Raw genomic sequence first — 22285 nt, 5'->3', positions numbered from 1 at the left:
ACGCGACATGCCTTCATTGAATCGCGCCACGGCCGGCGCCTATGCGCTGATCGGTGCCATCATCCTCCTGCTTGCCGGCGGGTTCGCCTGGGCAGCCGGATGGATCGGGCCGGGACGGATCAACGGCGGTGATGTGACCGCCGCACTGGAATATAATACGGGCAAGAAACAGCCGGGCTATCGCCGGGCCCATGCCAAGGGCCTATGCTTCAGCGGCAGCTTCATGGCCGACGGAGCAGGCAGCGGGCTGTCGGTCGCAAGCGTCTTCAAGGCCGGCCGCTATCCGGTGATCGGCCGCTTCTCGCTCGCCGGCGGCAACCCGCTGGCGGGCGACGGGCGAAACGTGTTCCATTCCATGGCACTGATCCTCAGGGCGCCCGACGGACAGGAATGGCGGCTCGCCATGGACCACACGCCGATCTTCCCCGTAGCAGATGTCGCGTCCTTCATCGCGCTCCAACGCGCCACGAAACCCGATCCGAAGACCGGCAAGCCCGATCCGGCGGTGATGAAGCCGTTCCTGGAGGCGCACCCGGAAGTGAAGGCGTTCCAGGCGTTCATGATGCAGGCGGTGCTGCCGAACAGCTTCGCCAATGCGACCTATTACAGCATCAACGCCTTCCGCTTCACCGATGCCGGCGGCACGACACGCCTGGTACGCTGGCAATTCGAGCCGGAAGCGCCGCTTGCCGGGCTGGACAAGAAGCGCCTCGACCAGCTGCCGCGCGACTATCTGTTCCAGGAGATGATCGCCCGCACGGCCCAGGCGCCGTCCCGCTGGCACCTCAAGCTGGTGGTCGCCAATCCCGGCGACGTGACCGACAAGGCGGCGGTGGCATGGACCGGGCCGCACCGCACGATCGATGCCGGCACGCTGACGATCGATGCGGTCCAGTCCGAAGAGACCGGCGCCTGTCGCGACCTGAATTTCGATCCCACCATCCTCCCGCCCGGCATTACCCCGTCCGACGACCCGCTGCTCGCCGGGCGGTCCAAGGCCTATTCCTCCTCGTTCACGCGCAGGGCCCAGGAAGGCCCGAACCCGAGCGCGGTGGGCCAGGACCTGGCGCGGGAGAATGCGCGATGATCCGCCACTCGCAGGACTTCCACCCCGCGCTGCGGGCGATCCACTGGCTGATGGCCGCAATGGTGCTCACGATGCTGTTCATCGGCGTCGGCATGGTCTCCACGGTGGGGCCGGCCTATCTGACGCTGCTGGGCCTGCACCGCCCACTCGGCATCGCGATACTCGTGCTGGTGCTGATCCGCCTGCCGCTGCGCCTGGCGACCGGCGCCCCGGCATTGCCCGAGGACCTTTCGCTCGCGGAGAAGCGCATCGCCTGGGCCTCGCACCTGCTCCTGTACCTGACGTTGTTCGCCCTGCCGCTGATCGGCTGGGGCATGCTCTCGGCCGGCGGCTATCCGGTCCGGGTAACAAATGGCTTCACCCTGCCGCCGATCCTTCCGCACGATCTGGGCATCTATGCCTTCCTGCGCACCGCGCACACGATTGTCGCGGTGCTGTTCTTCGCGCTGATCCTGACGCATCTCGCTGCGGCGTTGATGCACGGGCTGATCCGCCGCGACGGTGTGCTCCGAAGCATGACGATCGGGCATCGTCCGGTTGCGGTGTCGGGGCCGCCAGAGGAGCTCGAGACACCAGGCGATGATATTGTGGAGGAACCGGCCAATTTGCCGGCATGACCTCCGAACAGTTCCGGTTCCTTGTCACCGTTGCCAAGCGCGAGCCCGTCGTGAGAGCTGTCGGAGCGGCGGGCGCTACATGATCGGCCACGAGTGCGCGATCGCGGCGTTGTCGGACGGCACTATCAACGCATAGTGCCTCCAAAAGCATGTTTGCAATTAATAACCATTATCATTAGTGGCTTTGTTTCCAGGGAAGCAAGTCACCGCTTCCGTCTTCGCGAACGAGCCTCACTCGCTCCACTTCCGGATGCTGCTCGCCCCTGTGGTGGCCAGTTCGGTTCGAGCAGATGCGGCCGGGATCAGCATGGCGGGAAGGGTGAGGCGCGAGATAAAAAGGGGACATAGATGCGTCGTTCATTCTGCCTGCTGCTGGCGGGCGCCGGCTGGATATCCACACCGACGCTGCTTCATGCCCAGGAGGCGCCAGGGCAGGAGGTCTCGGGCGAAGACCAAGCCAGCGAGGGCATCGTCGTCACCGGCTATGGCCGCAGCAACCAACCGACCACCGCAACCGGATTGCCGCTCACTCCGATCGAAACGCCGCAGACGATCAGCGTGATTACGCGACAGCAGATCGACGACCAGGCCCTGATATCGATCAACGACGCGCTCGATTTTGCCGTCGGCATCTCCAAGAAAGATATTGATCGCGGTCGCAGCGCGATCTCGGCGCGCGGCTTCGACGTCCAGAATTTCCAGCTCGACGGCGCCCCATTCGCCAATGGCAATGTCGGCTTCGGCGAGACGAGCACGGCGATATACCAGCGCGTCGACCTGGTCCGGGGCGCGGCAGGCCTGATGCAGGGTGCAGGTGATCCGTCCGCGGTCGTCAACCTGATCCGCAAGCACGCCGAAGCCAGGGAATTCTCGGGGCAGATCAGCCTGGAGGCCGCGTCGTGGAACCGTTTCGCCGGGACCCTTGACGTGCAGTCGCCGCTGAATGCCGCCGGCACGGTCCGGATGCGTGCCGTCGCGCAGGCCTATCGGCAGGACGGCTTCGTCGATCGCGAGGAGAAGAAAGGCCTCGTACTCTACGCCGTGGTCGATGCCGACCTGGGCGCGAGCACCAAATTGTCGGTCGGCGCCAGCTATCAGCGGGACGACCGTGACGGCGTGATGTGGGCGCAGCTTCCCTATTGGTATACCGACGGCACGCGAACCCGCTGGCCACGCTCCAAGACCACCGGCACCGACTGGGGATTTTGGAACACCACGGAGATATCGGCCTTCGCGACCCTATCGCAGGACCTGGGTGGCAAATGGAGTATCCGGGGCGACCTTGGTTATCACAAGGGGCTGGAGGAGTCGCGCCTGCTATGGCTCGATGGCATGCCAGACCGGGTGAGCGGTTCCGGCATGGCCACCTCCGGATATTGGTTCAAGGCCGATCCCGAACAATGGAACGGCAGCATTCAGGCCAACGGTCCCTTCTCGCTCCTCGGAGGCCGGCATGACCTGGCCATCGGCGCGATGGTGAACCGCCTGGACGATGGCTGGACCAATCGCGATCCCGTTGCGATTGATCCGATCGCGGATTTCAATCATTGGAACGGGGAACTCGCCCAGCCCGCATGGGGATCTCGCTATCTGTCCAGCAGCGGCACCACCATGCAGGCGGCGGTCTATGCCACGACGCGGATCAGTCTGATCGGTCCGCTCAAGGTGATCGGCGGCGGACGGCTGAGCTATTTCCGGCGAGACGAAGACGCTGCGGGGACTAGCCCCGCCTACAGGCTGACCTACAAGGGCGTCTTCACGCCCTATGCGGGGCTGGTCTTCGACATCACGGACAACCTGTCCGCCTATGCGAGCTACACCAGGATCTTCAACCGCAGGGCAATGTCCGCGACCGGAACGGGCGTCTGCTCAATCCGCTCGAAGGCAAGAGTTACGAGGCCGGCCTGAAGGCGCTGCTGCTCGGCGGCAAGCTCCTGGCGACGGCCGCGGTGTATCGCATCGAACAGGAGAATCTCGCCGTCCCCGATCCGGGCCAGTTCGTGCCCGGCACTTCCAACCCGGCCTATCGCGGGGCGACAGGGACCGTCGCCAAAGGCTATGAGCTCGAAGTCGTCGGGAAGGTCACGCAGCAATGGGACCTCAGCCTGGGCTGGAGCGACTATAGCGCGAAGGACGCCGCCGGGCTCGACGTGCTTAGCCACCAGCCACGCCGGGCGTTCAACCTGGCGACCAAATATGCTTTTGCCGGCCCACTCGGCGGGCTGAGCCTTGGCGGCGCGCTCAAATGGGAGAGCCGCCCCCCGGTAACCGCGCAGAACCCCGGCACGGGGGTCGTCGAGCCGATCGGTCAGCCTGCCTATGCGATCGCCAACCTCATGGCGCGCTATGAGATGACCAGACAGCTGTCCGTGCAGCTCAATGTCGACAACATCTTCGACAAGACCTTCTTCAGTGGCAACAGCTGGTTCCCGGGCTTCGTCTATGGCGAGCCGAGAAATGCGCGGGCGACGCTGCGATACGCCTTCTGATCCTGGTTCGACGGTGCCCTTGGCCAGGGAAGGGAGGACGGATAATTCGCCCGAGCCGCCAAAGACGGGGGTCACTCCCAAGGGCGCCGTGAGCCAGGTGGCCATCGAGTTCGAAGATGCTTGAAAGGGCGATAGCCGGAACAAGTAGTGGGCGGCGATGCCCTGCCATCCTGGCGAGGTGGGCGCGGACCACCGTAACGTGAGTTCGCGTTCTACTTGCAGGACGAAGGGCCCAAATAGCGGGGCGAGATAAAAGCAGCGTCGGTCGGGCTGCATATGGTTGTTATAAAAAGGGAAATCGAGCCATCGCTCTGGCGGAGTTGCCGTCGTTGCCGCGAAATCTGCCAGGGATTTCAACGTTCGAAGCGCTGGCATGTCGGCCGGCAATGCCGGCGGGCAGCTGGTCACTGGTCCGATATTTGGGATTGGCGCCAGCGCTTTCGACCGATACGCAAGCGCTGAAATAACTACCGGCCATGGAATTACGATGCATGTTTCTGCTGAGCGCCAGCGCGTGATCACCGGCGCCGTCTCTCAGGTCAATGCGCATCTCGACGCGCTTAGCGCGCAGTTCGTGTCGCGGCGCGCCTTGCTCGAACTCGTCATGCTCGGCCTGATCTCGCGCGAGCATGTGTTGCTGATCGGCCCGCCCGGCACCGGAAAGTCGGCCGCCGTGCAGGCGATCGCGGCTTCGGTCGATGCGGTGTCCTTCGAATATCTGATCGGCCGTTTCACCGAGCCTTCGGAACTGTTCGGCGCACTGGATCTCGCCGCGTTGAAGGACGGGCAGGTCAAGCCCGTCACGCAGGGCATGCTGCCCGAGGCGGACATCGCCTTCCTCGACGAGATTTTCCTGGGCTCGACCGCGATCCTCAATTCGCTTCTGAAGATCCTCAACGAACGGACCTACCGTCGCGGCCAGTACAGCATGAAGACACCGCTGATCTCGTGCGTCGCCGCATCGAACGCGATGCCGGAGGACACGCTGCTCGCGGCGTTCGCGGATCGGTTCCTGCTGACGATGTTCGTCGATCCGGTCGGGGAACATGAGCTGCCGGAGCTGCTCCGTTCGGGCTGGGCGGCGGCGGGCCAGCCGGCTCCGATCGCGCCGATCGGCAAGGCGGTGATCGCCGAGCTGCACGAGGCGGCGCTCGCGATCGACCTGAGCGGGGTGCACGAAGCCTATGCCCATATCGTGCGGAAGATCCGGCTGACCGGCGTGACCCTGTCCGATCGCAAGATCGTGAAGGGCCAGAAGCTGATCGCGGCGGCGGCGCTGCTGCGCGGGGCGACCGCCGCGGGCCCCGAGGATCTGTGGCCGATCACCTATCTCGTCCAGTCGAAGGCGCAGCAGGAAGAGGCGCGCGAGACGCTCGCCGCCGAGCTCAAGCACAGCTTCAATCCGGTGCTGGCGGACAGCCTTGGCCATGCCACCTATGGGCCGACCGCGCATGCCGCGCATCTCGCGGACCAGGCGACGGCGCTTCTCGAATCGCGCCCGGCGCTGGTGACCGATCCGCTGCACGAGATCTGGCTCGTCCGGCTGGAGACGATGCTGACCCGGATCGATGCCGCGTTCGATGCCAAGAACCTGCCGCAACAGCTTCGCGCGATCCGCGGGAGCCTGGAGACGGTGCTCGAAGCGCATTCCAACGGAGCGACGGCGAAGGATGCGGCTCCGGAGGCAGTTTCCGCCGAGACGGCCTGATGCAGTGGCGCCGCACCGATCCCGTGCAGACCGTCGATGCGCTGATCGCCATCGGCGCCTCCGCCGTCGATGCGATGGCGGCGGGGTTGGCGGGCAAGACGGGCGTGTTCCGGACGCTGAAGGTTGAGCTCGGCGATGACTGGGCAGTGCTGTTCGCCGCTTCGGTGCCCGATGTGGACGAGGCGGTGTTACCGCACCTTGCCGGGGTCACGCCGCTTTACCGCGCCGCACGCGACTTCTGGCTGCCGGTCGGCGTGGCGATGGCGGTACCCGATCACGCGCGCGACTTGCTCTTGCGGGCGATGCTCGATCATTATTGCGTAGCGCTGCCCGCGATCGCGGTGCCGCGCTTCGCCGAAGGCCAGCCGAATACCGGCGAAGCCGATCTCTATCTGATCCGCGATCCGGTTCCGTTCAGCCAGTCTGCCCTCTCCCAGCGCCGGGTGGCGACATGACGGATGCTGCGAAGCGGCGTGCCGAGCGGCCGATATTCCCGGCGGCCTATGCCGGGTTCCTGCCGGTGTTCGAGCGCCTTTCCGATGCGCTGGTCGAGCTGCTGCACGGGCAATTGCTCCAGTTCGAGCGCCTGTCCTCGAGCCTCGACTGGCAGGAGCTCGCGCCCCAGGGTGAGTTCGAGGGGCTGGGCGGGCTGACCACGCGGGGCGAGATCGCGCATATCGTCCAGAGCGAGCTGCTGCTGCGTACCGAGGCGCCGCTCGAGTTCCTGCGCCGGCTCGCCGAAGCCGAGACGCTGTTCCTCGAGAAGCAATATGCCGATCCGGGCGTTCGGCCGGTCTATCGCGCGATCGTGTCGGTCGGGCCGGGGCTGCTCGGCCATGGACGGCTGGTGGCGCTGGCGGCGCTGTTCTTCATGGCGCGCATCGCGGCGGCGCGCGACGCCGAGTTCCACTGGTGCCTCCTGCCGCGCGAGCAGGGCGCGGTGTGGTTCGATGCGTTGTCGGTCAACACCGTCAAGCGATTCCTGCGTGCAGCGAGCTATCGCGAGATGAACGGCGACGATGTCGAGGCGGCGCAGCGTGCATGGGAAATGCTGGTGCCCGATGCCGGCGGCTCCGGCGCGCAGGACTATCACGACTGGACCATCGGTGCAGGCCCTTTCCGAGCCGGGGACCCGGGCAGCGCGCTGCGCTTCACGCTGCAGCCGCCGGTGCCCGGCGAACGGCGGGCCATGCAGGTTGGCGTGCGCCGGGGCGGCTCGGAACGCACGCGCACGACGATCCTGCTCCCCGATGACCGTATCTGCGTGTCGGCGCTCAACGATCCGTTCGCACCGCTGAAACCGAGCGATCTGCCCCGGCTCGCCACCGGGCCGAAGCCCGGGCTGGAAGGTTGGGAGCCGCTCTATTTCGTCACGCCGCGCCCCGATCGAAAGATCGTGCGGATGCCCGAGGGCGTGCTTGTCCTGGCGGGCGAAGCGAGCTGGAAGTCGAGCCGGCAATGGTTCATTCCGCTGCCCGAGGACGTCAAGCTGGCGGGGATAGTCCTGGAGGACCGCCTCCTCCAGATCGCGACGCATTCCGCGCGCTCGGGTCAGGATGTCATGCGCTATTGGGCGGTCCAGCTGGCCGACGCGCAGGGCAACGTGGCCTCCGGCCTGGTCCGTAAGGTGCCCTCGGCGCATCTCTTCCGGAATCAGCGGCCCTGGGCGCTGCCGGCCCTCAATTGGGGCGGCAGCCTCGAAATCTATTCCACCTTCGGCAAGGCGTTCGTGTTCGCGGAACGGGGCTGGGGGGAGGACGCGCGGTTCTCGCCGCTGGACACGGCACCGAAGCTGCTCTGGTCCAATGGCGTCTATAGCATCGTACGCGACAAATCCGATCCGTCCTGGGTCCAGGCGCTGCGGCACACGAAGCGCAGATATGACCGGTTCGCCATCGACCGGGAGGCGTTCGACGCGGATCGGCTGCTCGATATGATCTATGCGCCGATACAGCGGAGCCTCGCCTATAGCGTCACTCCCGGTGTGTGGACGGTGCCGTCCCGCAACGCTGCCGCCGAAGCAGCGACGTTCCGGCTGGAGCCGCACGAGACACTGCTCGCCGCCTATGGAACCCCGCAGCAACTGACCGCGCGGATATGGTCCGACGCGCGCTATGGCGGCAAGGGGACGGTGTGCACGATGCGGTATGAAGGGGGCACGGGACCGCTCAGGCAGGCAGTGATCAAGCTCGGGCCGGACGCGCTGTCGGTCGTCAAGGTGCAGCTCGGCGATGACGGTGTCTGGGCGATGGCTGTCGATGACAGCAAGGCGCCGGCGGAGCTGCTGTTCTATCGCGGCAAGCTTGGCCGTGCGGGGTGCCAGCGCTTCGATCTCCAGGCGCTGGCGGGCGAAGCGGTGCGCGTCGAACTGAGCGGCCTGCATGACTGAGCGGAGCCATGTCGCGCGGCGCGCCGCCCGGTTCGCCAGGCGGGATTTCCCGGTGCAGCCCACCCGGGCAGGCCTCGCGAAGTGCCATGGCGTTGCGTTCGTGCTGCGCGCGGATGCACCACTCCCCGACTTGCGCCCGCTCCGCGATGCCGTCCGCGGGATGTGGCGCGGCAGGCTCCCCGACGATGCCTCCCGGACGCTGTTCCTGGCAGCGTTCACCAGGCCCTTGCCGATCGATCCCGATGCCTGGCCGACGGTGCTGCCGCTCCGGCTCGCCGGTGCCGCCACCTTGTCCAGCTTTGCCGGTCAGGACCCGCTATCGCCCGATCGTGCGGCGGCAACCCCGGCCGGCGAGGTGCGCAGCTGCGACCTGTGGTGGGCCGGCCGCCTGCATCGCATGGCGCTCGCCGCGCTCGAACCGGTTCCGCTCGCAAGCCTTTGGGACATGCCGCGGCTCGACCTGCACGTGCCCGTGCCGCGATCGCGTGTTCCGCTAATGCGCGCCTCCGCGGCAACGGAGCGCGGGGAAACGGCCGGACGCCTGACGCCGGTCTCCCGTGCCGCGGTTTCGATCGAGCGGGAAGGGGCGGACCTGCTGCGCGACATGGCCGAGCAGTTGCGCGCGGACGAGCAGCGCCTAAGGCTGGCGTCGATAGCCCGGCAGGCATTGCGCGGCCTGGTCGGGCTGATCCCGGCCATACCCGCCGGCGGCGGCGGTGGCAGCGATGGCAGCGGTGGCGGCGGTGTACCGCAGGCGCCGCGCGTGCCGGGGTTTCTCGCCAACATCGCGGGCTGGCTACGCTGGCACACCCCTCTCGGACGAGGGCTGCGCAGCCAATATGACCGGCGGCTCGGGCTGGTGGAGAAGATGATCTCGGCCGGCGATCTTGATGCGGCGCTCCGCCTGGCGCTCAAGCTCGGCAGCGGCAATCCCGGGCGGAAGCCGCTGAGTCGCTATCCGAACGCGCTGCCGCAGATGCGCGCGCGGCTCGATTTCGACCTGGCCGACGAGGGCTTTTCCGCGCCGATTCTGAACGGCGCCGGCTTCTATGCGCTGCGCGGCCGCTATCTTCAGCTTGCCGAACAGCTGGAACGCGACGGCGATTTCCGCCGCGCCGCCTATATCCATTCGCAGCTCTTGAGTGATCACCAGCGCGCCGTGCTGGTGCTGGAGAAGGGCGGGCTCTTCAGCGAGGCGGCCAAGCTCGCGCTGGACAGCCGGCAGGCGCCCGCGCTGGCCATTCGCGTGCTGTTCCGCGCCGGCGATCTCGACGCTGCGCTGGGCCTGGCGAAGCGCACCGCCTGCTTCGATGCGCTCGCCGAAGACAGCCGGGTCAAGGAGCCGGCCTTTCACGCCTTTGTGATCAAGGCCTGGACCGACGCGCTGATCGCCACCGGGCAACCCTTGCGCGCGCTGCAGGTCACCGACCATCTGACTGCCGCGGCGCCGGTCGACGATGCACTTCTCGAGACGAGAAGGCGCTGGCTCGCCGCCGCGCTGGTCGTGAGCAAGGCCGAGGCATTTGCGGGGGAACTGGCGGTACGCGCGATCCTGACCGCCCGGTGGGACGGAACGGACCTGTCGCCCGCGGAGGTCGCTGCCTTCCCGTATATGCCCGTCCGCAGCGCGGTTCCCCATGGCGCCGCGCTCTATTGGGTCCAGGCGGCGCTCAGGGGCGATACCGAGCAGCCGGAGGAGGCGGTGATCGAGCTGCTGACCGTGCTGTCCAGGCTGGCATCGGCCGCCAGTCCCGAACAGGCGGATTTCTGGAAGGGGCCGGCCCAGCCGTTCGTCGAGGCCTTTGTCCGCGCGGCGATCGCCACGGCCTCGAGCCGCTTGTCGACACGCGATCTCCAGGCATTGCGGTCGATCCTCGGCGATGCCGGTCTTGCCGTGCTGGAAACGGACATCGGCAAGCTGGCGAAGCTCCACGTCGCGCCGCCGCCGCCGGACCGGGAATGGCTGGTGCCGCCCGCCATCTCCGCCCGCCCGCCCGTGCGCTGCGCCTGTGTGCTGGCCAATGGCAATCTGCTGGTCTGGCGGGAAAGCCGTTTGCTCCAGCTGCTCGATCCCTATGGCGCGACACTGTGGCAGCAGAATGCAAGCGACGTGACTGCGCTGGTCGCGGTGGGAAGCAGCGGGCATGTGATCCTCGTCCAGGCGCAGCGGGACGGCACCAGCCTGCTCACCCGGCTCGCCACGCATAACGGGACCTTCCACACGATCGGAAAGGTCGCACTCGCCGCGTATCATGACGTGACGTCCGAAACCCAGTGGCTGGTCCAGATCGGAGGCGAGATAGGCGCGCTGGATCTCGCGAAACTATGCGCACCCTCTCCGCAGATCGAATTCCTCTGGTCCTGCAGCCTAACCGATCGCCTGCGGGCCATCGCATTTTCACATCACGCGGACGGCCCGAGCTGGGTTACCGTGGATACGAGTCGTGAGCGGGGCGGCGTCCTTGAGATCTGGACATTGCATCCGAACGGAAAGCTTTCGACCAGCATCTGCTTCTCCCCCGACGCGGCCGAGCCGAGGGCGCCGAGTGACTGGCTTTGGGATCACCGGAAGAACGTCCATCGCATGAAGACCAAGCACGGCGGCGTTACTGCGTGGCTGACAATCCAGCCCTGGAGCGAGGATCAGGAGGAACGTGCACGGATGGCTGCTGCCGAGCGGATGCGGTCCGAAATCGGGAGGTTCGACACGGTGCAGGCTGGCGACTTCGGTCGCCGCCACGTCACAGCGATTGTGGATGAGAATGGCGACGCGGTCATTTACGTCGCACAGAGCGCAGACGAAGTTCGGCCACTGATGTTGCGAAATGCCCAGGGGCTCTTTTGTCTGGCTCGGGGCGTCGAGACAAGGAACGGGGAAGTGTCGACCGTTCTACTGGCAGACGAACATGGGCGCATCTTTGCGGTCGGCTCTCAACGGGTGAGCATCTTCTAGACCATTCCCTCTCGTGAACGGGCGATTCGAATTCGTCATCGTCTCGGGACGCAAAATCGAGGAATATCGCCCAAAGGCATGCCAACGCATGCCATTGAAGCCGCGAGGAATGTGGGGCGAGAAATGGGAACGACTTTAGCCAAATCGTCGGAAATGGCCGCTTTGTGCCATTTTCTGTTCGACCATGGTGACCCCTACGGGAATCGAACCCGTGCTTCAGCCGTGAAAGGGCCGCGTCCTAACCGCTAGACGAAGGGGCCATGCCGAAGCGTGGAGGCGGCCAGTTAGGGAAGGATCGGCACCGGGTCAAGCGGCTTTGATCGCTTCCTTTTGATTATTCTCCTAATCCGCCCAGGCGGCGTCCTCGACGTGCAATTCCGCGGCGGGTCGCGAGCCCCAATCGTCGATCCTGGCACGGCCGGCGAGCCAGAGCTTGCGGTGGCGCGGGGCGGAGAGCAACGCCGCGCCCAGCTCGGTATCGGCCTGGCGGAAAGCGACGGCCTTGAGGCTGCGCCCATCCGGGCCCGACACGATCAGCCGGACATGCCCGCCCGATCCGACCACATCGGCCTTGATCACCGTCACCGGCCCGGCGACCACGCGCGGTGCGGGCCAGCCCATGCCATAGGGGCCGCCGACTTCCATCGCATTGACCAGATCGGGGCAGACGCCGCCCGGTGCGACCACGGCGTCGAGCAGCAGCGCCCGCTCGCCCATCGCCTGGGTCACGCGCTCGCCGAGCCGTTCCTCGAGGAATGCGACAAAGGCATCGACCTTGTCCGCATCGATCGTCACGCCGCAGGCCATGGCATGGCCGCCGCCGGCCTGGAGCAGCCCGGCATCCTTGGCCGCGAGCACCGCGGCGCCCAGGTCCACACCCGGGATCGAGCGGCCCGAGCCCTTGCCGACGCCGTCCTCGTCGAGCGCGATCACGATCGCGGGTCGGCCGAGCTTTTCCTTCAGCCGTCCGGCAACGATGCCGATCACGCCCGGATGCCAGCCCTTGCTCGCCACCACGACGACGGAGTGGTTGGCCTTGAGCAGGCTGATTTCCTCGGCCTCGGCCTGCACGCCGGCCTCGATCGCGCGGCGCTCCTCGTTGAGGAGGTCGAGCTCCTCGGCGATGATGCGCGCCTCTTCGGGATCGCGGGTGGTGAGCAGGCGCACGCCCAGGTCCGAACGGCCTACGCGCCCGCCGGCATTGATCCGGGGCCCCAGCGCAAAGCCGAGATCGGTACAGGTCGGCGCGCGCTTGAGGCGCGAGGCCTCGATCAGCGCATTGAGCCCGATGTTGCGCCGCTGCGCCATCACCTTGAGGCCCTGGGCGACGAAGGCGCGGTTGAGCCCCCGCAGCGCCGCGACGTCGGCCACGGTGCCGAGCGCGACGATGTCGAGCAGGTCGAGCAGCTTGGGCTCTGCCCGGTTGGCGAACCAGCCCCGGGCCCGCAGCGTGCGGATCAGCGCGGCGCCGAGCAGCCAGGCGACGCCGACCGCCGCCAGATGACCATGTGCTGCGCCTTCTTCCTCATCGAGCCGGTTGGGGTTCACCAGCGCGAGCGCCACGGGCAGCTCGGTGGTGCATTTGTGGTGATCGACGACGATCACTTCGGCGCCGGCGTCGCGTGCCATCTCCAGCGCCTCGAAAGCCTGGGCGCCGCAATCGACGGTGACGATCAGGCTGGCGCCTTCGCCCTTCAGCCGGACCAGCGCCTCGCCCGAGGGGCCATAGCCCTCCATCAGCCGGTCGGGGATATAGGGGCGGGCCTCGAGGCCCAGGTCGCGCAGCAGCAATATTAGGAGCGCCGCGGAGGTGGCGCCGTCCACGTCGTAGTCGCCGAAGATCGCGACCTGTTCGCGCTTCTCGATCGCGTCGGCGAGCCGTTCGGCGGCCTTGTCCATGTCGCGGAAGATCGACGGGTCGGGCATGAAGGCGCGGATGCTCGGCGCCTTGTGCATGTCGAGTTCCTCGCGCGGCACGCCGCGGGCGAGCAGAAGCTGGGTGACCAGGTCATCGGGCACCAGCCCGCCACGCGAATCGCTGGCGAGGCCGCGCCAATGCCAGGGCTGGCCGGTGATCGAACGCTGGATATTGAGTACGACGGACATCGGAACAGCTATGGAACAGGGCAGGGGGCCTGTCCATCGCCGCACCGCTGGCACAGGCTAGTCGGCCTGCTGCTGGGCCACCTGCTCGAGGCGCCGGGCATAGGCCTGGGCGAACTCGCCATGGATCCTGGCGATGCCGGGATCGGTAGCGGCGCGCGACTTTTCCGCGCTCAGGCGTTGTCGGCGTTCGAGATACTCACGGTCGGTCTGCGGGGGCATGGCAAAGCTCCGGCTTGAAGCGGCAGCTTTCCTGTTGCTGTCATTCGGCGCCGTGCTCTGTTTCCGGGGGCGCCAATATCTTGTTCCTACGCGTATTTTCCGGACCCGGCATGCATCTGGATCAAGAAGCAAACGCTTCGTCGCATTTGCGGCACTGCCCGCGTCGAACGGATTTTCCCCGCGCGAACCGCCCGGGCTGGCGCTCGCTGGATTACATGCCTACATCGCGCCTCTTATGGCTCGTCCGCGTCCTGCCCCAGAGAAAGTGAAGACCGTCGCCGAGAACCGGCGCGCGCGTTTCGATTATTTCATCGAGCACACCTATGAGGCCGGCATCGCGCTGACCGGCACCGAGGTGAAGTCTCTGCGCTTCGGCGAGGGCTCGATCACCGAGGCCTATGCCGAGGTGAGCGACAGCGGCGTCTGGCTGGTCAACTCGAACATCCCCGAGTTCAGTCACGGCAACCGCTTCAACCACGAGCCGAAGCGTCCCCGTAAATTGCTCCTTCATGAGCGGGAGATAAACAAGCTCCATGGCGCTGTGGCGCGCGAGGGCATGACCTTGGTGCCGCTGTCCATCTATTTCAACGGACGGGGCCGCGCGAAGGTCGAGCTCGCGCTGGCGAAGGGCAAGAAGACGCATGACAAGCGCGAGTCGATCAAGGAGCGGGATTGGAAGCGCGAGCAGGGGCGCCTGCTCCGCGGCAGCCGTGACTGAGTCCGTCCCGACGGCCGAAAAGTCGCGCTTTCGCCGCTGGCTCGACAAGGCGACGCCCAGCCGCGAATCGGTGGAGACCAATCGCTGGCTGCGCCCGGTCGCGCACCGCGTGATGCACAGCTCACTGTGGCGCTTCACCCGTCGATCGGTGCCGCGCGGCGTGGCGCTCGGCATGGTGACCGGTGTGCTGGTCCCGATGGGCCAGATTCCCGCCTCGGCCATTCTCGCGCTGCCGCTGCGCGCCAATATCCCGGCCGCCGCGGCGACCACCTTCATCACCAACCCCTTCACCACGCCGCCGCTCTGGGTGGCGGCCTATTGGCTGGGCAGCTGGATGATCGGCCCGGGCGAGGCGATCCAGAAGGCCCAGGTGATCGAGCAGACCTGGAGCGACTGGCTGGTCCACCAGGCCGGGCCGGCGACGCTCACCGGGCTGGTGACCATCACCGGGGCTCTCGCGCTGGTCGGCTATTTCGGCACGGCGCTGGCATGGCGGCTGTGGATCGCCCGCAAGTGGAAGCGGCGCCAGGCGGCACGGGCAGCGGCCTGACCGTCATCCCGGCGAAAACCGGGATCTCAGGCGGCAGGGCCGTGCGGCCAGGTTTGCTGGCGTAACGGCGTCCTCATCCCCGTTCACGCAATCCCCGGAAACATGATTGGTCGCCGAAACGTAACAATGTTGCGTTCGGTCGATTGACGGAGCGTATCGACGGGGTAAGACAGCGCGCATCAACTTGTTCGGGGGTCCCCTCATGCGCCTGTCGCTCCTCACCACCACCTTCCTCGCCGCGCCCGTGCTGCTCGCCGGCTGCGCGCACAACCAGCCGCTGCCGACCGCCCCGGTCGAGGCCGCGCCCGTCACCGAGGCGGAAGCCGCGCCGCAGCCCGAGGCGCCCAAGCCGGTCTACGGCACCTATGGCTTCGACACCGCCGGCATGGACACCGCGGTCAAGCCGGGCGACGATTTCTACAACTACGCCAACGGCGCCTGGGCGAAGAACACCCCGATCCCGGCCGACAAGTCGAACTACGGCTCGTTCAACATCCTGGACGACAATGCCAAGAAGCAGACGCACGAGATCCTCGACGCGGCCAAGGGCGATCCGAACTCGAAGATCGGCACCGCCTATGCGACCTATCTCGACACCGCCGCGATCGACGCCAAGGGGCTGGCCCCGGCCAAGCCGTGGATCGACCAGATCAAGGGCCTGAAGTCCAAGGCCGGCTATCCCGCGCTCGCCGCCGCCGCTCGCCGCAATGGCGTGGGCGTGCCGTTCGGTGCCTATGTCGGCCAGGACGACAAGGAACCCGAAGTCTATGCGCTCAGCCTCGGCCAGGCCGGGCTCGGCATGCCGGACCGCGACTATTACCTCTCGAAGGACGCCAAGTTCCTCGAGACCAAGGCCGCCTATGAGAAGCATCTCGCCACCCAGCTGACCAATGCCGGCGAGCCCAATGCCGCCGCGCGCGCCAAGGCGATCGTCGATTTCGAGACCAAGATCGCCGCGGCCCAGTGGACCCGGGTCGAGAGCCGCGACGCGAGCAAGACCTACAACAAGATGACCGTCGTCCAGCTGCAGAAGTCGGCGCCGGGCTTCGACTTCAAGGCCTTCTTCGCCGCCGGCAAGGCACCGGTCGACACCGTCATCGTCGCCCAGCCGAGCGCGATCACCGGCATTGCGAAGCTGATCCAGCAGGCGCCGCTCGACGTGCTCAAGGATCAGCTGCTGGTCCGTACGCTCGACGGCTTCGCCGACGTGCTGCCGAGCGCCTTCGACAAGGAGCAGTTCGCTTTCTACGGCACCACCCTTTCGGGCACGCCGGAGCAGGAGGAGCGCTGGAAGCGTGCGGTGGACTTCACCACCGGCGCGCTCTCGGACGACGTCAGCCAGGTCTATGTCGCCAAGTATTTCCCGCCCGAGACCAAGGCGGCGGCGGACAAGCTGGTTAAGAACGTCATCGCCGCGATGGACCGCCGCATCGACAAGCTCGAATGGATGGCGCCCGAGACCAAGGTCAAGGCACATGCCAAGCTCGCGGCCTTCACCCCGAAGATCGGCTATCCGGACCGCTGGCAGGACTATGGCTCGCTGACGATCACCGCGGGTGACGCGTTCGGCAACAACGTCCGTTCGAACAACTGGCAGTATGACGACAATATCGCGAAGCTCGGCCAGCCGATCCGTCGCTGGGAGTGGGGGATGACCCCGATGACGATCAACGCCTATGCCAATTTCGGCATGGTCGAGATCGTCTTCCCGGCCGCGATCCTGCAGCCGCCCTTCTTCGATCCGAACGCCGATCCGGCGGTCAATTATGGCGGCATCGGCGCGGTGATCGGCCATGAGCTGAGCCACCATTTCGACGACCAGGGCGCCAAGTACGACAAGGAAGGCCGCCTGACCGACTGGTGGACCCCCGCCGACGTCGCCGCCTTCAAGGCGCGCACCGACGCGCTGGTCGCCCAGTACGACCAGTATGAGCCACTGCCCGGCATGCACGTGAAGGGCGCGCTGACGCTCGGCGAGAACGTCGCCGACCTGGCCGGCCTCACCGTCGCCTATGACGCGTACAAGGCCTCGCTCAACGGCCAGGACGCTCCGGTGCTCGGCGGCTTCACCGGCGACCAGCGTTTCTACCAGGGCTGGGCACAGGTGTGGCGCCGCAACTATCGCGAGGCGAACCTGCGCCAGCGCCTGCTGACCGATCCGCACTCGCCCTCGCAGCAGCGCGCCTGGGTCGTCCGCAACCTCGATCCCTGGTACGGCGCCTACAACCCCGATCCGGCCACCAAGCTGTTCCTGGCGCCCAACAAGCGCGTCCGGATCTGGTGATCTGACTTCTCCCTCTCCCCTTGTGGGAGAGGGAGGGGCCCGCCGCCAAAGGCGGTGGGAGGGTGAGGGGGCTTAGCCGACTCCTCACCAATTCTCCTTCACCCTTCCGCACGCTTCGCGTGCTCCCTCCCTCTCCCACAGGGGGAGAGGGAATTGGGTCCTTGACCCGCGCCCTTTGACCGAACATCGGTGGCGCATGGCCACGTTGCCCGTTCACACGCCGATATCGCCGTCCCGTCGCTGGCTGCCCTTCGCGGCGGCGATGCTTGCGGGCATCCTGGCGGGCGCGCTGATCCTGCTCACCCTGAACGACCGCGCGGTCGCGGTCGGCTTCGTCGCGGCGGGCCTGCTCGCCGCCGGCGCGCTCTGGGGCGCGCGCAAGCTCTTCCATGCCGATGCCGCCGCAGATCGGCCGATCGACTGGTCGGTCGCCCAGGCACTCGCTTCGGCAAGCGACGATGCACTCGCCGTGACCGACCGCGCCGGCCGTCTGGTCTGCGCCAACAACCGCTTCGAAGTGCTGTTCGCCGGCTGGCCGACCCCGCCCAATCTCCCCGTCAGCGACGCGGCGATCGCCGCGCTCGGCACCGCCGCCCGCACCGCCTGGCGCGACGGCGAGGCCCGCGAGGACGGCATCCAGGTGTTCGGCGCCCCCGTCTCGGCCCGTGTCCAGCGCGTCGGCGAGGAATCGCTCGTCTGGCGCTTCATCGGCGTCCAGGCGCTCGATCTCGCCAGCCAGACCCAGGCGCTGATCGACGGCCATACCGGCGATCGGCTCGGCTCCTCCGGCATCATGGCCGCGATGGTCTCGCCCGAAGGCCGGGTCCGCGCCGCCAATCGCGTCTTCCGCCTGCGTGCCATGGGCAATGGCGAGGCGCCGGTGGAGGGCAGGGACTTCGCCCGCTTCCTCATCACCGATTCGATGGGCCTGGTCCGTTTCGAGCGCGAGGGGCTGGAGGGCAATCCGCTCCGCGTACTCCAGATCCCGTTCCTCGATGGCGAGGAAGCGCCGCTGCTGGTCGCGCTGCTCGACGAGGAGCGGGACAATGCGCCGACTCCTGCGATCGGCGCCAGTGCCGGCGCGCATGTCCGCTCGCTGATCGCGCTGCTCCCGCTCGGCCTTGCCCTGGTCGACCGCGACGGCCGTTTCGTCAGCATGAACGATGCGTTCGTCCGCGCCACCCGGGTCAACGCCGCCGCGCCACCGCTCTATCCGGGCGACCTGGTGGTGCGCGAGGACAAGTCCGCCCTGGCCGATGCCGTGCGCCGCTTTGCCGGCGGCGCGTCGCAATCGGCCGAGATGACCGTCCGCATGTCCGACGCGCCCGACGAGCCCGTCTCGATCGGCATCGCCGGCGCCCGCGGTCTCGGCGACGCCGCGGTCCTGATCAGCCTCAAGGACTCGGGGGAGGAGTCCAAGCTCAAGCGCCAGGTCGCCCAGGCGACGAAGATGCAGGCGGTGGGGCAACTTGCAGGGGGTGTTGCGCACGACTTCAACAACATCCTCACCGCGATCATCGGGCACTGCGACCTGATGCTGATGCGCCATTCGCCCGGCGACAGCGATTATGACGACATCCAGCAGATCCGCGCCAATTCCAACCGCGCCGCCTCGCTGACTCGCCAGCTGCTCGCCTTCTCGCGCCAGCAGACGCTGCGCCCGCAGCTGCTCCAGCTACCGGACGTCATCTCCGAAGTCTCCAACCTCCTGAAGCGCCTGCTCGGCGAGACGGTGCGGCTCGAGGTCAAGCACGGCCGAAACCTCGGCCCGGTCCGCGCCGATCCCGGCCAGCTCGAGCAGGTGGTGGTCAATCTCGCGGTCAATGCCCGCGACGCAATGCTGTCGAAGAACCCGAGCGGCGGCGGCACGCTGACCATCGAGACGATGGCCGTGCCGGCCTCCGAGGTGCGGCGCATGGACGACGACGTGCTGCCGGTCGGCGATTATACCGCGCTGCGCATCGCCGACACCGGCACCGGCATTCCGCCCGATATCCTCGCCAAGATCTGGGAGCCCTTCTTCACCACCAAGGAAGTGGGCAAGGGTACCGGCCTCGGCCTGTCGACGGTCTATGGCATCATCAAGCAGTCGGGCGGGTTCATCTTCGCCGAGAATGCGCCGCAGGGTGGGGCGGAGTTCACCATCTATCTGCCCGTCCATGCCGCGACCGAGGCACCTATTGCGGCCAAGCTGCCCGGCGTGAAGGAGAAGCCGGTCGATACCTGGGGCACCGGCACGATCCTGGTGGTCGAGGACGAGGACATGGTCCGCGCCATCGCCGAGCGGGCCCTTACGCGGCAGGGTTATACCGTGGTCACCGCCGAAAATGGCGAGGCCGCGCTGGAACTCATCGAGACGATCGATCGCCCAGACTTGCTGATTTCCGACGTCGTCATGCCGGTGATGGACGGGCCCAGCATGGCGCGCAGGGTCCGGGCCAAATATCCGGACCTGCCGATCCTGTTCATGTCGGGTTATGCCGAAGAGCAGCTGCGCAAGTCGATTGATCTGGAGCAAGTTTCCTTCCTGCCGAAACCCTTTTCGGTGCAGCAACTTGCCGAAGCCGCACGAGAAGTGCTCGCACCCAAATAAACCCTTGGCGTTTCGCGACTTTCCTGCGATGGGAACGGACATGCCGGGGCCCCAGAAGATCCTGATCGTCGAAGACGAGCCGCTCATTGCGATGATGCTCGAGGACTTCCTCGATGCGCTCGATCGCCTCGTCGCGGGCACCGCGGACAGCGTCGCCTCGGCGCTCGAGCTGGTCGAGGCCGGCGGCATCGATGCCGCGATCATGGACGTCAACCTGCGCGGCGGCGAGACCAGCTGGCCGATCGCCGATGCACTCGCCGCGCGCGGAATCCCCTTCGTGCTCGCCACCGGCGGGGCGGGGGATTCGATCCCCGAAGCCTATCGCGATCGCCCGGTGCTCTCCAAGCCGTTCACGATGGACAGTGTCGAGAAGGTGCTGGACAGCCTCGTCGGCGTCGACTGAGAAGCACCCTGGCCGTCATCCCGGCGAAAGCCGGGATCTCGGGCGATGGCGCGATACGGCACGAGATTCTGCCCCGACCTCAGGGATGGCGGCTGGAGCCTGACGAACCTCAATCCACCAGCCTCACCGCATCCCCGATCCGGATCAGCCCAGGCCGCGCCGGCCCGGCATAGATGCCGTACATATTGCCGAATTCCTGCGCGACCGTCCGCATCACGCGCGGTTCCTTCGCGCCGGTCTCGGGATCGATCGTCACCATCACGCATCGCGCGATTGGATCGGCGCACTGGACCACCGCGCCATCCTCGTCATTGCCGAAAGCCAGCCGCCGGCCCTGCCATTCGGTGGCGAGAAGGTCGCTCTCCACGATCACGTTGATCCGGAACCGTCCGATGTCGAGCGCACCGCCATGGGCCGCCTCCAGCGTGGCATGGCCGGCACTGGTCTGGATCGAGACCGGCATCGAATCATAGCAGCCGCGTGCCACCTGGATCAGCGCGGCGGGCTCGCGCGCCGCCGCCTCCAGATGCGTCTTGAGCATCGGGTCGTGCAGGGAGAGGCTCGCGCCGTCGGGCGTCTCCACCGTCACGGCGCTCGTCTTGGGCCGATTCGGATCCTCGAAACGGGCGCGGTGGAGCACCATCGCCGGCACCTCGCGTCCGGTGAGCCAGGGGAAGCGCGTGCCGTTCGCGGCCCGGACGAAGGCGTATTGCCGGTCGCCCTCGATTCCCTGCCAGTCGAGCTCGGCAACGGTCAGCTGCTCTCCCGCCATGGACTTGACCGGGAATCGATTGAGCGCGCGGACATGGCCGACGATGCGAGTCATTGCGCGGCGCTAGCGGGGCGTGTGGGGGAGGGCAATCGCGCCGTTCGGCGCCGAGTGGAACGATTATGGAACAAAAATTCTGTTCCGCTCTTGTTCTTTGAGAACAAAGGCGATACACGGGCTTCCAACACAGGTTGATGCAGCGTGCTAAACCTTCTAGCGACGGGGACTTCCAATGGCAGCTTCGCTCAAGGTGATTGACGGCAACATGGCGATTTCTTCGGACAAGCAGAAGGCGCTCGACGCCGCACTCGCGCAGATCGACCGCGCATTCGGCAAGGGCTCGGCGATGAAGCTCGGCTCCAAGGAGACGATGCAGGTCGAGGCGATCTCGACCGGTTCGCTCGGACTCGACATCGCACTCGGCGTCGGCGGCCTGCCGCGCGGTCGCGTGATCGAAGTCTATGGCCCGGAAAGCTCGGGCAAGACCACGCTGGCGCTCCATGTGATCGCCGAGGCGCAGAAGACGGGCGGCGTCGCCGCGTTCGTCGACGCGGAGCACGCGCTCGATCCGGTCTATGCCAAGAAGCTCGGCGTCAACATCGACGAGCTGATCGTCTCGCAGCCCGATACCGGCGAGCAGGCGCTCGAGATCGTCGACACGCTCGTCCGCTCGAACGCGATCGACGTGCTGGTGGTCGACTCGGTCGCCGCGCTGGTGCCCCGCGCCGAAATCGAGGGCGAGATGGGCGACAGCCATGTCGGCCTCCAGGCGCGCCTGATGTCGCAGTCGCTGCGCAAGCTCACCGGCTCGATCAGCCGCTCGCGCTGCATGGTGATCTTCATCAACCAGCTGCGCATGAAGATCGGCGTGATGTACGGCAATCCGGAGACCACGACCGGCGGCAACGCGCTCAAGTTCTACGCCTCGGTCCGCCTCGACATCCGTCGCACCGGACAGATCAAGGACCGCGAGGACATCATCGGCAACACCACCCGCGTGAAGGTGGTGAAGAACAAGGTCGCCCCGCCGTTCAAGCAGGTCGAGTTCGACATCATGTATGGCGAGGGCATCTCGAAGATCGGTGAGATCCTCGATCTCGGCGTCAAGGCCGGGCTGGTCGAGAAGTCGGGCGCCTGGTTCAGCTATGACAGCGTCCGGATCGGCCAGGGTCGCGAGAATTCGAAGAACTTCCTGCGCGACAATACCGAGCTGCGCGAGCGCCTCGAAAAGGCGATCCGCGCGCGCACCGAGAAGGTCGCCGAGGGACTTATGGCGGGTCCCGACGCGGATGACGGTGACGACGACCTATAATGGAATATCAGGCCGCGCCCGCGTGCGACGCGTGTGGCAGCGGTCACGGGCTCAGCCCATCGGAAGACCCGGCGCGTTGCCCCGCGCC

Annotated in this window: 17 protein-coding genes and 1 tRNA gene; 14 read left to right on the top strand and 4 right to left on the bottom strand. The window is 66.8% G+C overall.

The features are described 5' to 3' along the window. Positions 1–7 precede the first annotated feature (7 nt). The 8 genes from GGR46_RS08135 to GGR46_RS08100 all read left to right on the top strand — a co-directional run bounded on the left by GGR46_RS08135 (position 8) and on the right by GGR46_RS08100 (position 11243). Positions 8–1087 (top strand): catalase family peroxidase, encoded by a 1080-nt coding sequence (locus GGR46_RS08135; RefSeq protein ID WP_183996244.1) that lies wholly within the window; start codon positions 8–10, stop codon positions 1085–1087. Beyond that, entirely contained in the window at positions 1084–1704 is a 621-nt protein-coding gene (locus GGR46_RS08130; protein WP_183996242.1) for a cytochrome b, read from the top strand. The genes GGR46_RS08135 and GGR46_RS08130 overlap by 4 nt, the downstream gene beginning before the upstream one ends. A gap of 348 nt (positions 1705–2052) precedes the next feature. Beyond that, positions 2053–3612 carry a TonB-dependent siderophore receptor gene (locus tag GGR46_RS08125; RefSeq protein WP_183996240.1) on the top strand — a complete coding sequence of 520 codons (1560 nt, stop codon included), beginning with the start codon at positions 2053–2055 and terminating at the stop codon, positions 3610–3612. Beyond that, the gene (locus GGR46_RS25715) at positions 3570–4193 is read left to right on the top strand and encodes a TonB-dependent receptor domain-containing protein (RefSeq protein WP_183996866.1); all 624 of its coding nucleotides are present in this window, start codon (positions 3570–3572) and stop codon (positions 4191–4193) included. Before GGR46_RS08125 ends, GGR46_RS25715 begins: the two co-directional genes overlap by 43 nt. Before the next feature lie 487 nt (positions 4194–4680). Beyond that, complete coding sequence (locus GGR46_RS08115) at positions 4681–5901, top strand: AAA family ATPase (protein ID WP_183996238.1); 1221 nt, start codon at positions 4681–4683, stop codon at positions 5899–5901. Further along, entirely contained in the window at positions 5901–6356 is a 456-nt protein-coding gene (locus GGR46_RS08110; protein WP_183996236.1) for a hypothetical protein, read from the top strand. Before GGR46_RS08115 ends, GGR46_RS08110 begins: the two co-directional genes overlap by 1 nt. Beyond that, positions 6353–8290 carry a hypothetical protein gene (locus tag GGR46_RS08105; protein WP_183996234.1) on the top strand — a complete coding sequence of 646 codons (1938 nt, stop codon included), beginning with the start codon at positions 6353–6355 and terminating at the stop codon, positions 8288–8290. Before GGR46_RS08110 ends, GGR46_RS08105 begins: the two co-directional genes overlap by 4 nt. 52 nt (positions 8291–8342) lie before the next feature. Further along, complete coding sequence (locus GGR46_RS08100) at positions 8343–11243, top strand: hypothetical protein (protein WP_183996232.1); 2901 nt, start codon at positions 8343–8345, stop codon at positions 11241–11243. A 185-nt stretch (positions 11244–11428) separates the two neighbouring features. Here GGR46_RS08100 and GGR46_RS08095 read toward each other — a convergent pair. The 3 genes from GGR46_RS08095 to GGR46_RS08085 all read right to left on the bottom strand — a co-directional run bounded on the left by GGR46_RS08095 (position 11429) and on the right by GGR46_RS08085 (position 13568). After that, a tRNA-Glu gene (locus GGR46_RS08095) sits at positions 11429–11503 on the bottom strand. An 82-nt stretch (positions 11504–11585) separates the two neighbouring features. Next, positions 11586–13349, bottom strand: coding sequence for a single-stranded-DNA-specific exonuclease RecJ (recJ, locus tag GGR46_RS08090; protein ID WP_183996230.1), 1764 nt, complete (start codon positions 13347–13349; stop codon positions 11586–11588). Positions 13350–13406: 57 nt separating this feature from the next. Beyond that, positions 13407–13568: a hypothetical protein gene (locus tag GGR46_RS08085; protein WP_183996229.1), complete on the bottom strand. Its 162-nt coding sequence runs from the start codon at positions 13566–13568 to the stop codon at positions 13407–13409. Positions 13569–13803: 235 nt separating this feature from the next. Here GGR46_RS08085 and smpB point away from each other — a divergent pair, with 235 nt between their 5' ends. The 5 genes from smpB to GGR46_RS08060 all read left to right on the top strand — a co-directional run bounded on the left by smpB (position 13804) and on the right by GGR46_RS08060 (position 20116). Beyond that, positions 13804–14286 carry an SsrA-binding protein SmpB gene (gene smpB, locus GGR46_RS08080; RefSeq protein WP_183996228.1) on the top strand — a complete coding sequence of 161 codons (483 nt, stop codon included), beginning with the start codon at positions 13804–13806 and terminating at the stop codon, positions 14284–14286. Then, a complete protein-coding gene (locus GGR46_RS08075; RefSeq protein ID WP_343058079.1) occupies positions 14279–14836 on the top strand; it encodes a DUF2062 domain-containing protein in 558 nt (185 codons plus the stop codon). The genes smpB and GGR46_RS08075 overlap by 8 nt, the downstream gene beginning before the upstream one ends. Positions 14837–15038: 202 nt before the next feature. Continuing rightward, positions 15039–17120 carry a M13 family metallopeptidase gene (locus GGR46_RS08070; RefSeq protein WP_183996226.1) on the top strand — a complete coding sequence of 694 codons (2082 nt, stop codon included), beginning with the start codon at positions 15039–15041 and terminating at the stop codon, positions 17118–17120. 196 nt (positions 17121–17316) lie between these two features. After that, positions 17317–19713: a hybrid sensor histidine kinase/response regulator gene (locus GGR46_RS08065; protein WP_183996225.1), complete on the top strand. Its 2397-nt coding sequence runs from the start codon at positions 17317–17319 to the stop codon at positions 19711–19713. A 40-nt stretch (positions 19714–19753) separates the two neighbouring features. Further along, positions 19754–20116, top strand: coding sequence for a response regulator (locus GGR46_RS08060; RefSeq protein WP_183996224.1), 363 nt, complete (start codon positions 19754–19756; stop codon positions 20114–20116). Between the two features lie 109 nt (positions 20117–20225). Here the strand turns inward: GGR46_RS08060 and GGR46_RS08055 are convergent, their stop codons facing one another. Further along, positions 20226–20942 (bottom strand): MOSC domain-containing protein, encoded by a 717-nt coding sequence (locus GGR46_RS08055; RefSeq protein WP_183996222.1) that lies wholly within the window; start codon positions 20940–20942, stop codon positions 20226–20228. A 175-nt stretch (positions 20943–21117) separates the two neighbouring features. On the opposite strand from GGR46_RS08055, the gene recA reads away from it, so the two are divergent. Then, positions 21118–22197, top strand: a complete 1080-nt coding sequence (gene recA / locus GGR46_RS08050; protein ID WP_183996220.1) for a recombinase RecA — start codon at positions 21118–21120, stop codon at positions 22195–22197. Positions 22198–22285: the final 88 nt, after the last annotated feature.

This window comes from Sphingomonas kyeonggiensis (assembly GCF_014196745.1).
Classification (GTDB): Bacteria; Pseudomonadota; Alphaproteobacteria; order Sphingomonadales; family Sphingomonadaceae; genus Sphingomonas; species Sphingomonas kyeonggiensis.
This window is presented reverse-complemented; position numbering and strand designations above follow the sequence as displayed.

What these genes read in the sequence shown, in the direction of transcription:
- GGR46_RS08125 (WP_183996240.1), top strand. Translation starts at nt 2,053, where the DNA reads ATGCGTCGTTCATTCTGCCTGCTGCTGGCGGGCGCCGGCTGGATATCC.
- GGR46_RS08055 (WP_183996222.1), bottom strand. Translation starts at nt 20,942, where the DNA reads ATGACTCGCATCGTCGGCCATGTCCGCGCGCTCAATCGATTCCCGGTC.
- GGR46_RS08085 (WP_183996229.1), bottom strand. Translation starts at nt 13,568, where the DNA reads ATGCCCCCGCAGACCGACCGTGAGTATCTCGAACGCCGACAACGCCTG.
- GGR46_RS08070 (WP_183996226.1), top strand. Translation starts at nt 15,039, where the DNA reads ATGCGCCTGTCGCTCCTCACCACCACCTTCCTCGCCGCGCCCGTGCTG.
- GGR46_RS08065 (WP_183996225.1), top strand. Translation starts at nt 17,317, where the DNA reads ATGGCCACGTTGCCCGTTCACACGCCGATATCGCCGTCCCGTCGCTGG.
- GGR46_RS08110 (WP_183996236.1), top strand. Translation starts at nt 5,901, where the DNA reads ATGCAGTGGCGCCGCACCGATCCCGTGCAGACCGTCGATGCGCTGATC.
- GGR46_RS08115 (WP_183996238.1), top strand. Translation starts at nt 4,681, where the DNA reads ATGCATGTTTCTGCTGAGCGCCAGCGCGTGATCACCGGCGCCGTCTCT.
- recJ (WP_183996230.1), bottom strand. Translation starts at nt 13,349, where the DNA reads ATGTCCGTCGTACTCAATATCCAGCGTTCGATCACCGGCCAGCCCTGG.
- GGR46_RS08105 (WP_183996234.1), top strand. Translation starts at nt 6,353, where the DNA reads ATGACGGATGCTGCGAAGCGGCGTGCCGAGCGGCCGATATTCCCGGCG.
- GGR46_RS08130 (WP_183996242.1), top strand. Translation starts at nt 1,084, where the DNA reads ATGATCCGCCACTCGCAGGACTTCCACCCCGCGCTGCGGGCGATCCAC.
- GGR46_RS08060 (WP_183996224.1), top strand. Translation starts at nt 19,754, where the DNA reads ATGCCGGGGCCCCAGAAGATCCTGATCGTCGAAGACGAGCCGCTCATT.
- smpB (WP_183996228.1), top strand. Translation starts at nt 13,804, where the DNA reads ATGGCTCGTCCGCGTCCTGCCCCAGAGAAAGTGAAGACCGTCGCCGAG.
- GGR46_RS08135 (WP_183996244.1), top strand. Translation starts at nt 8, where the DNA reads ATGCCTTCATTGAATCGCGCCACGGCCGGCGCCTATGCGCTGATCGGT.
- recA (WP_183996220.1), top strand. Translation starts at nt 21,118, where the DNA reads ATGGCAGCTTCGCTCAAGGTGATTGACGGCAACATGGCGATTTCTTCG.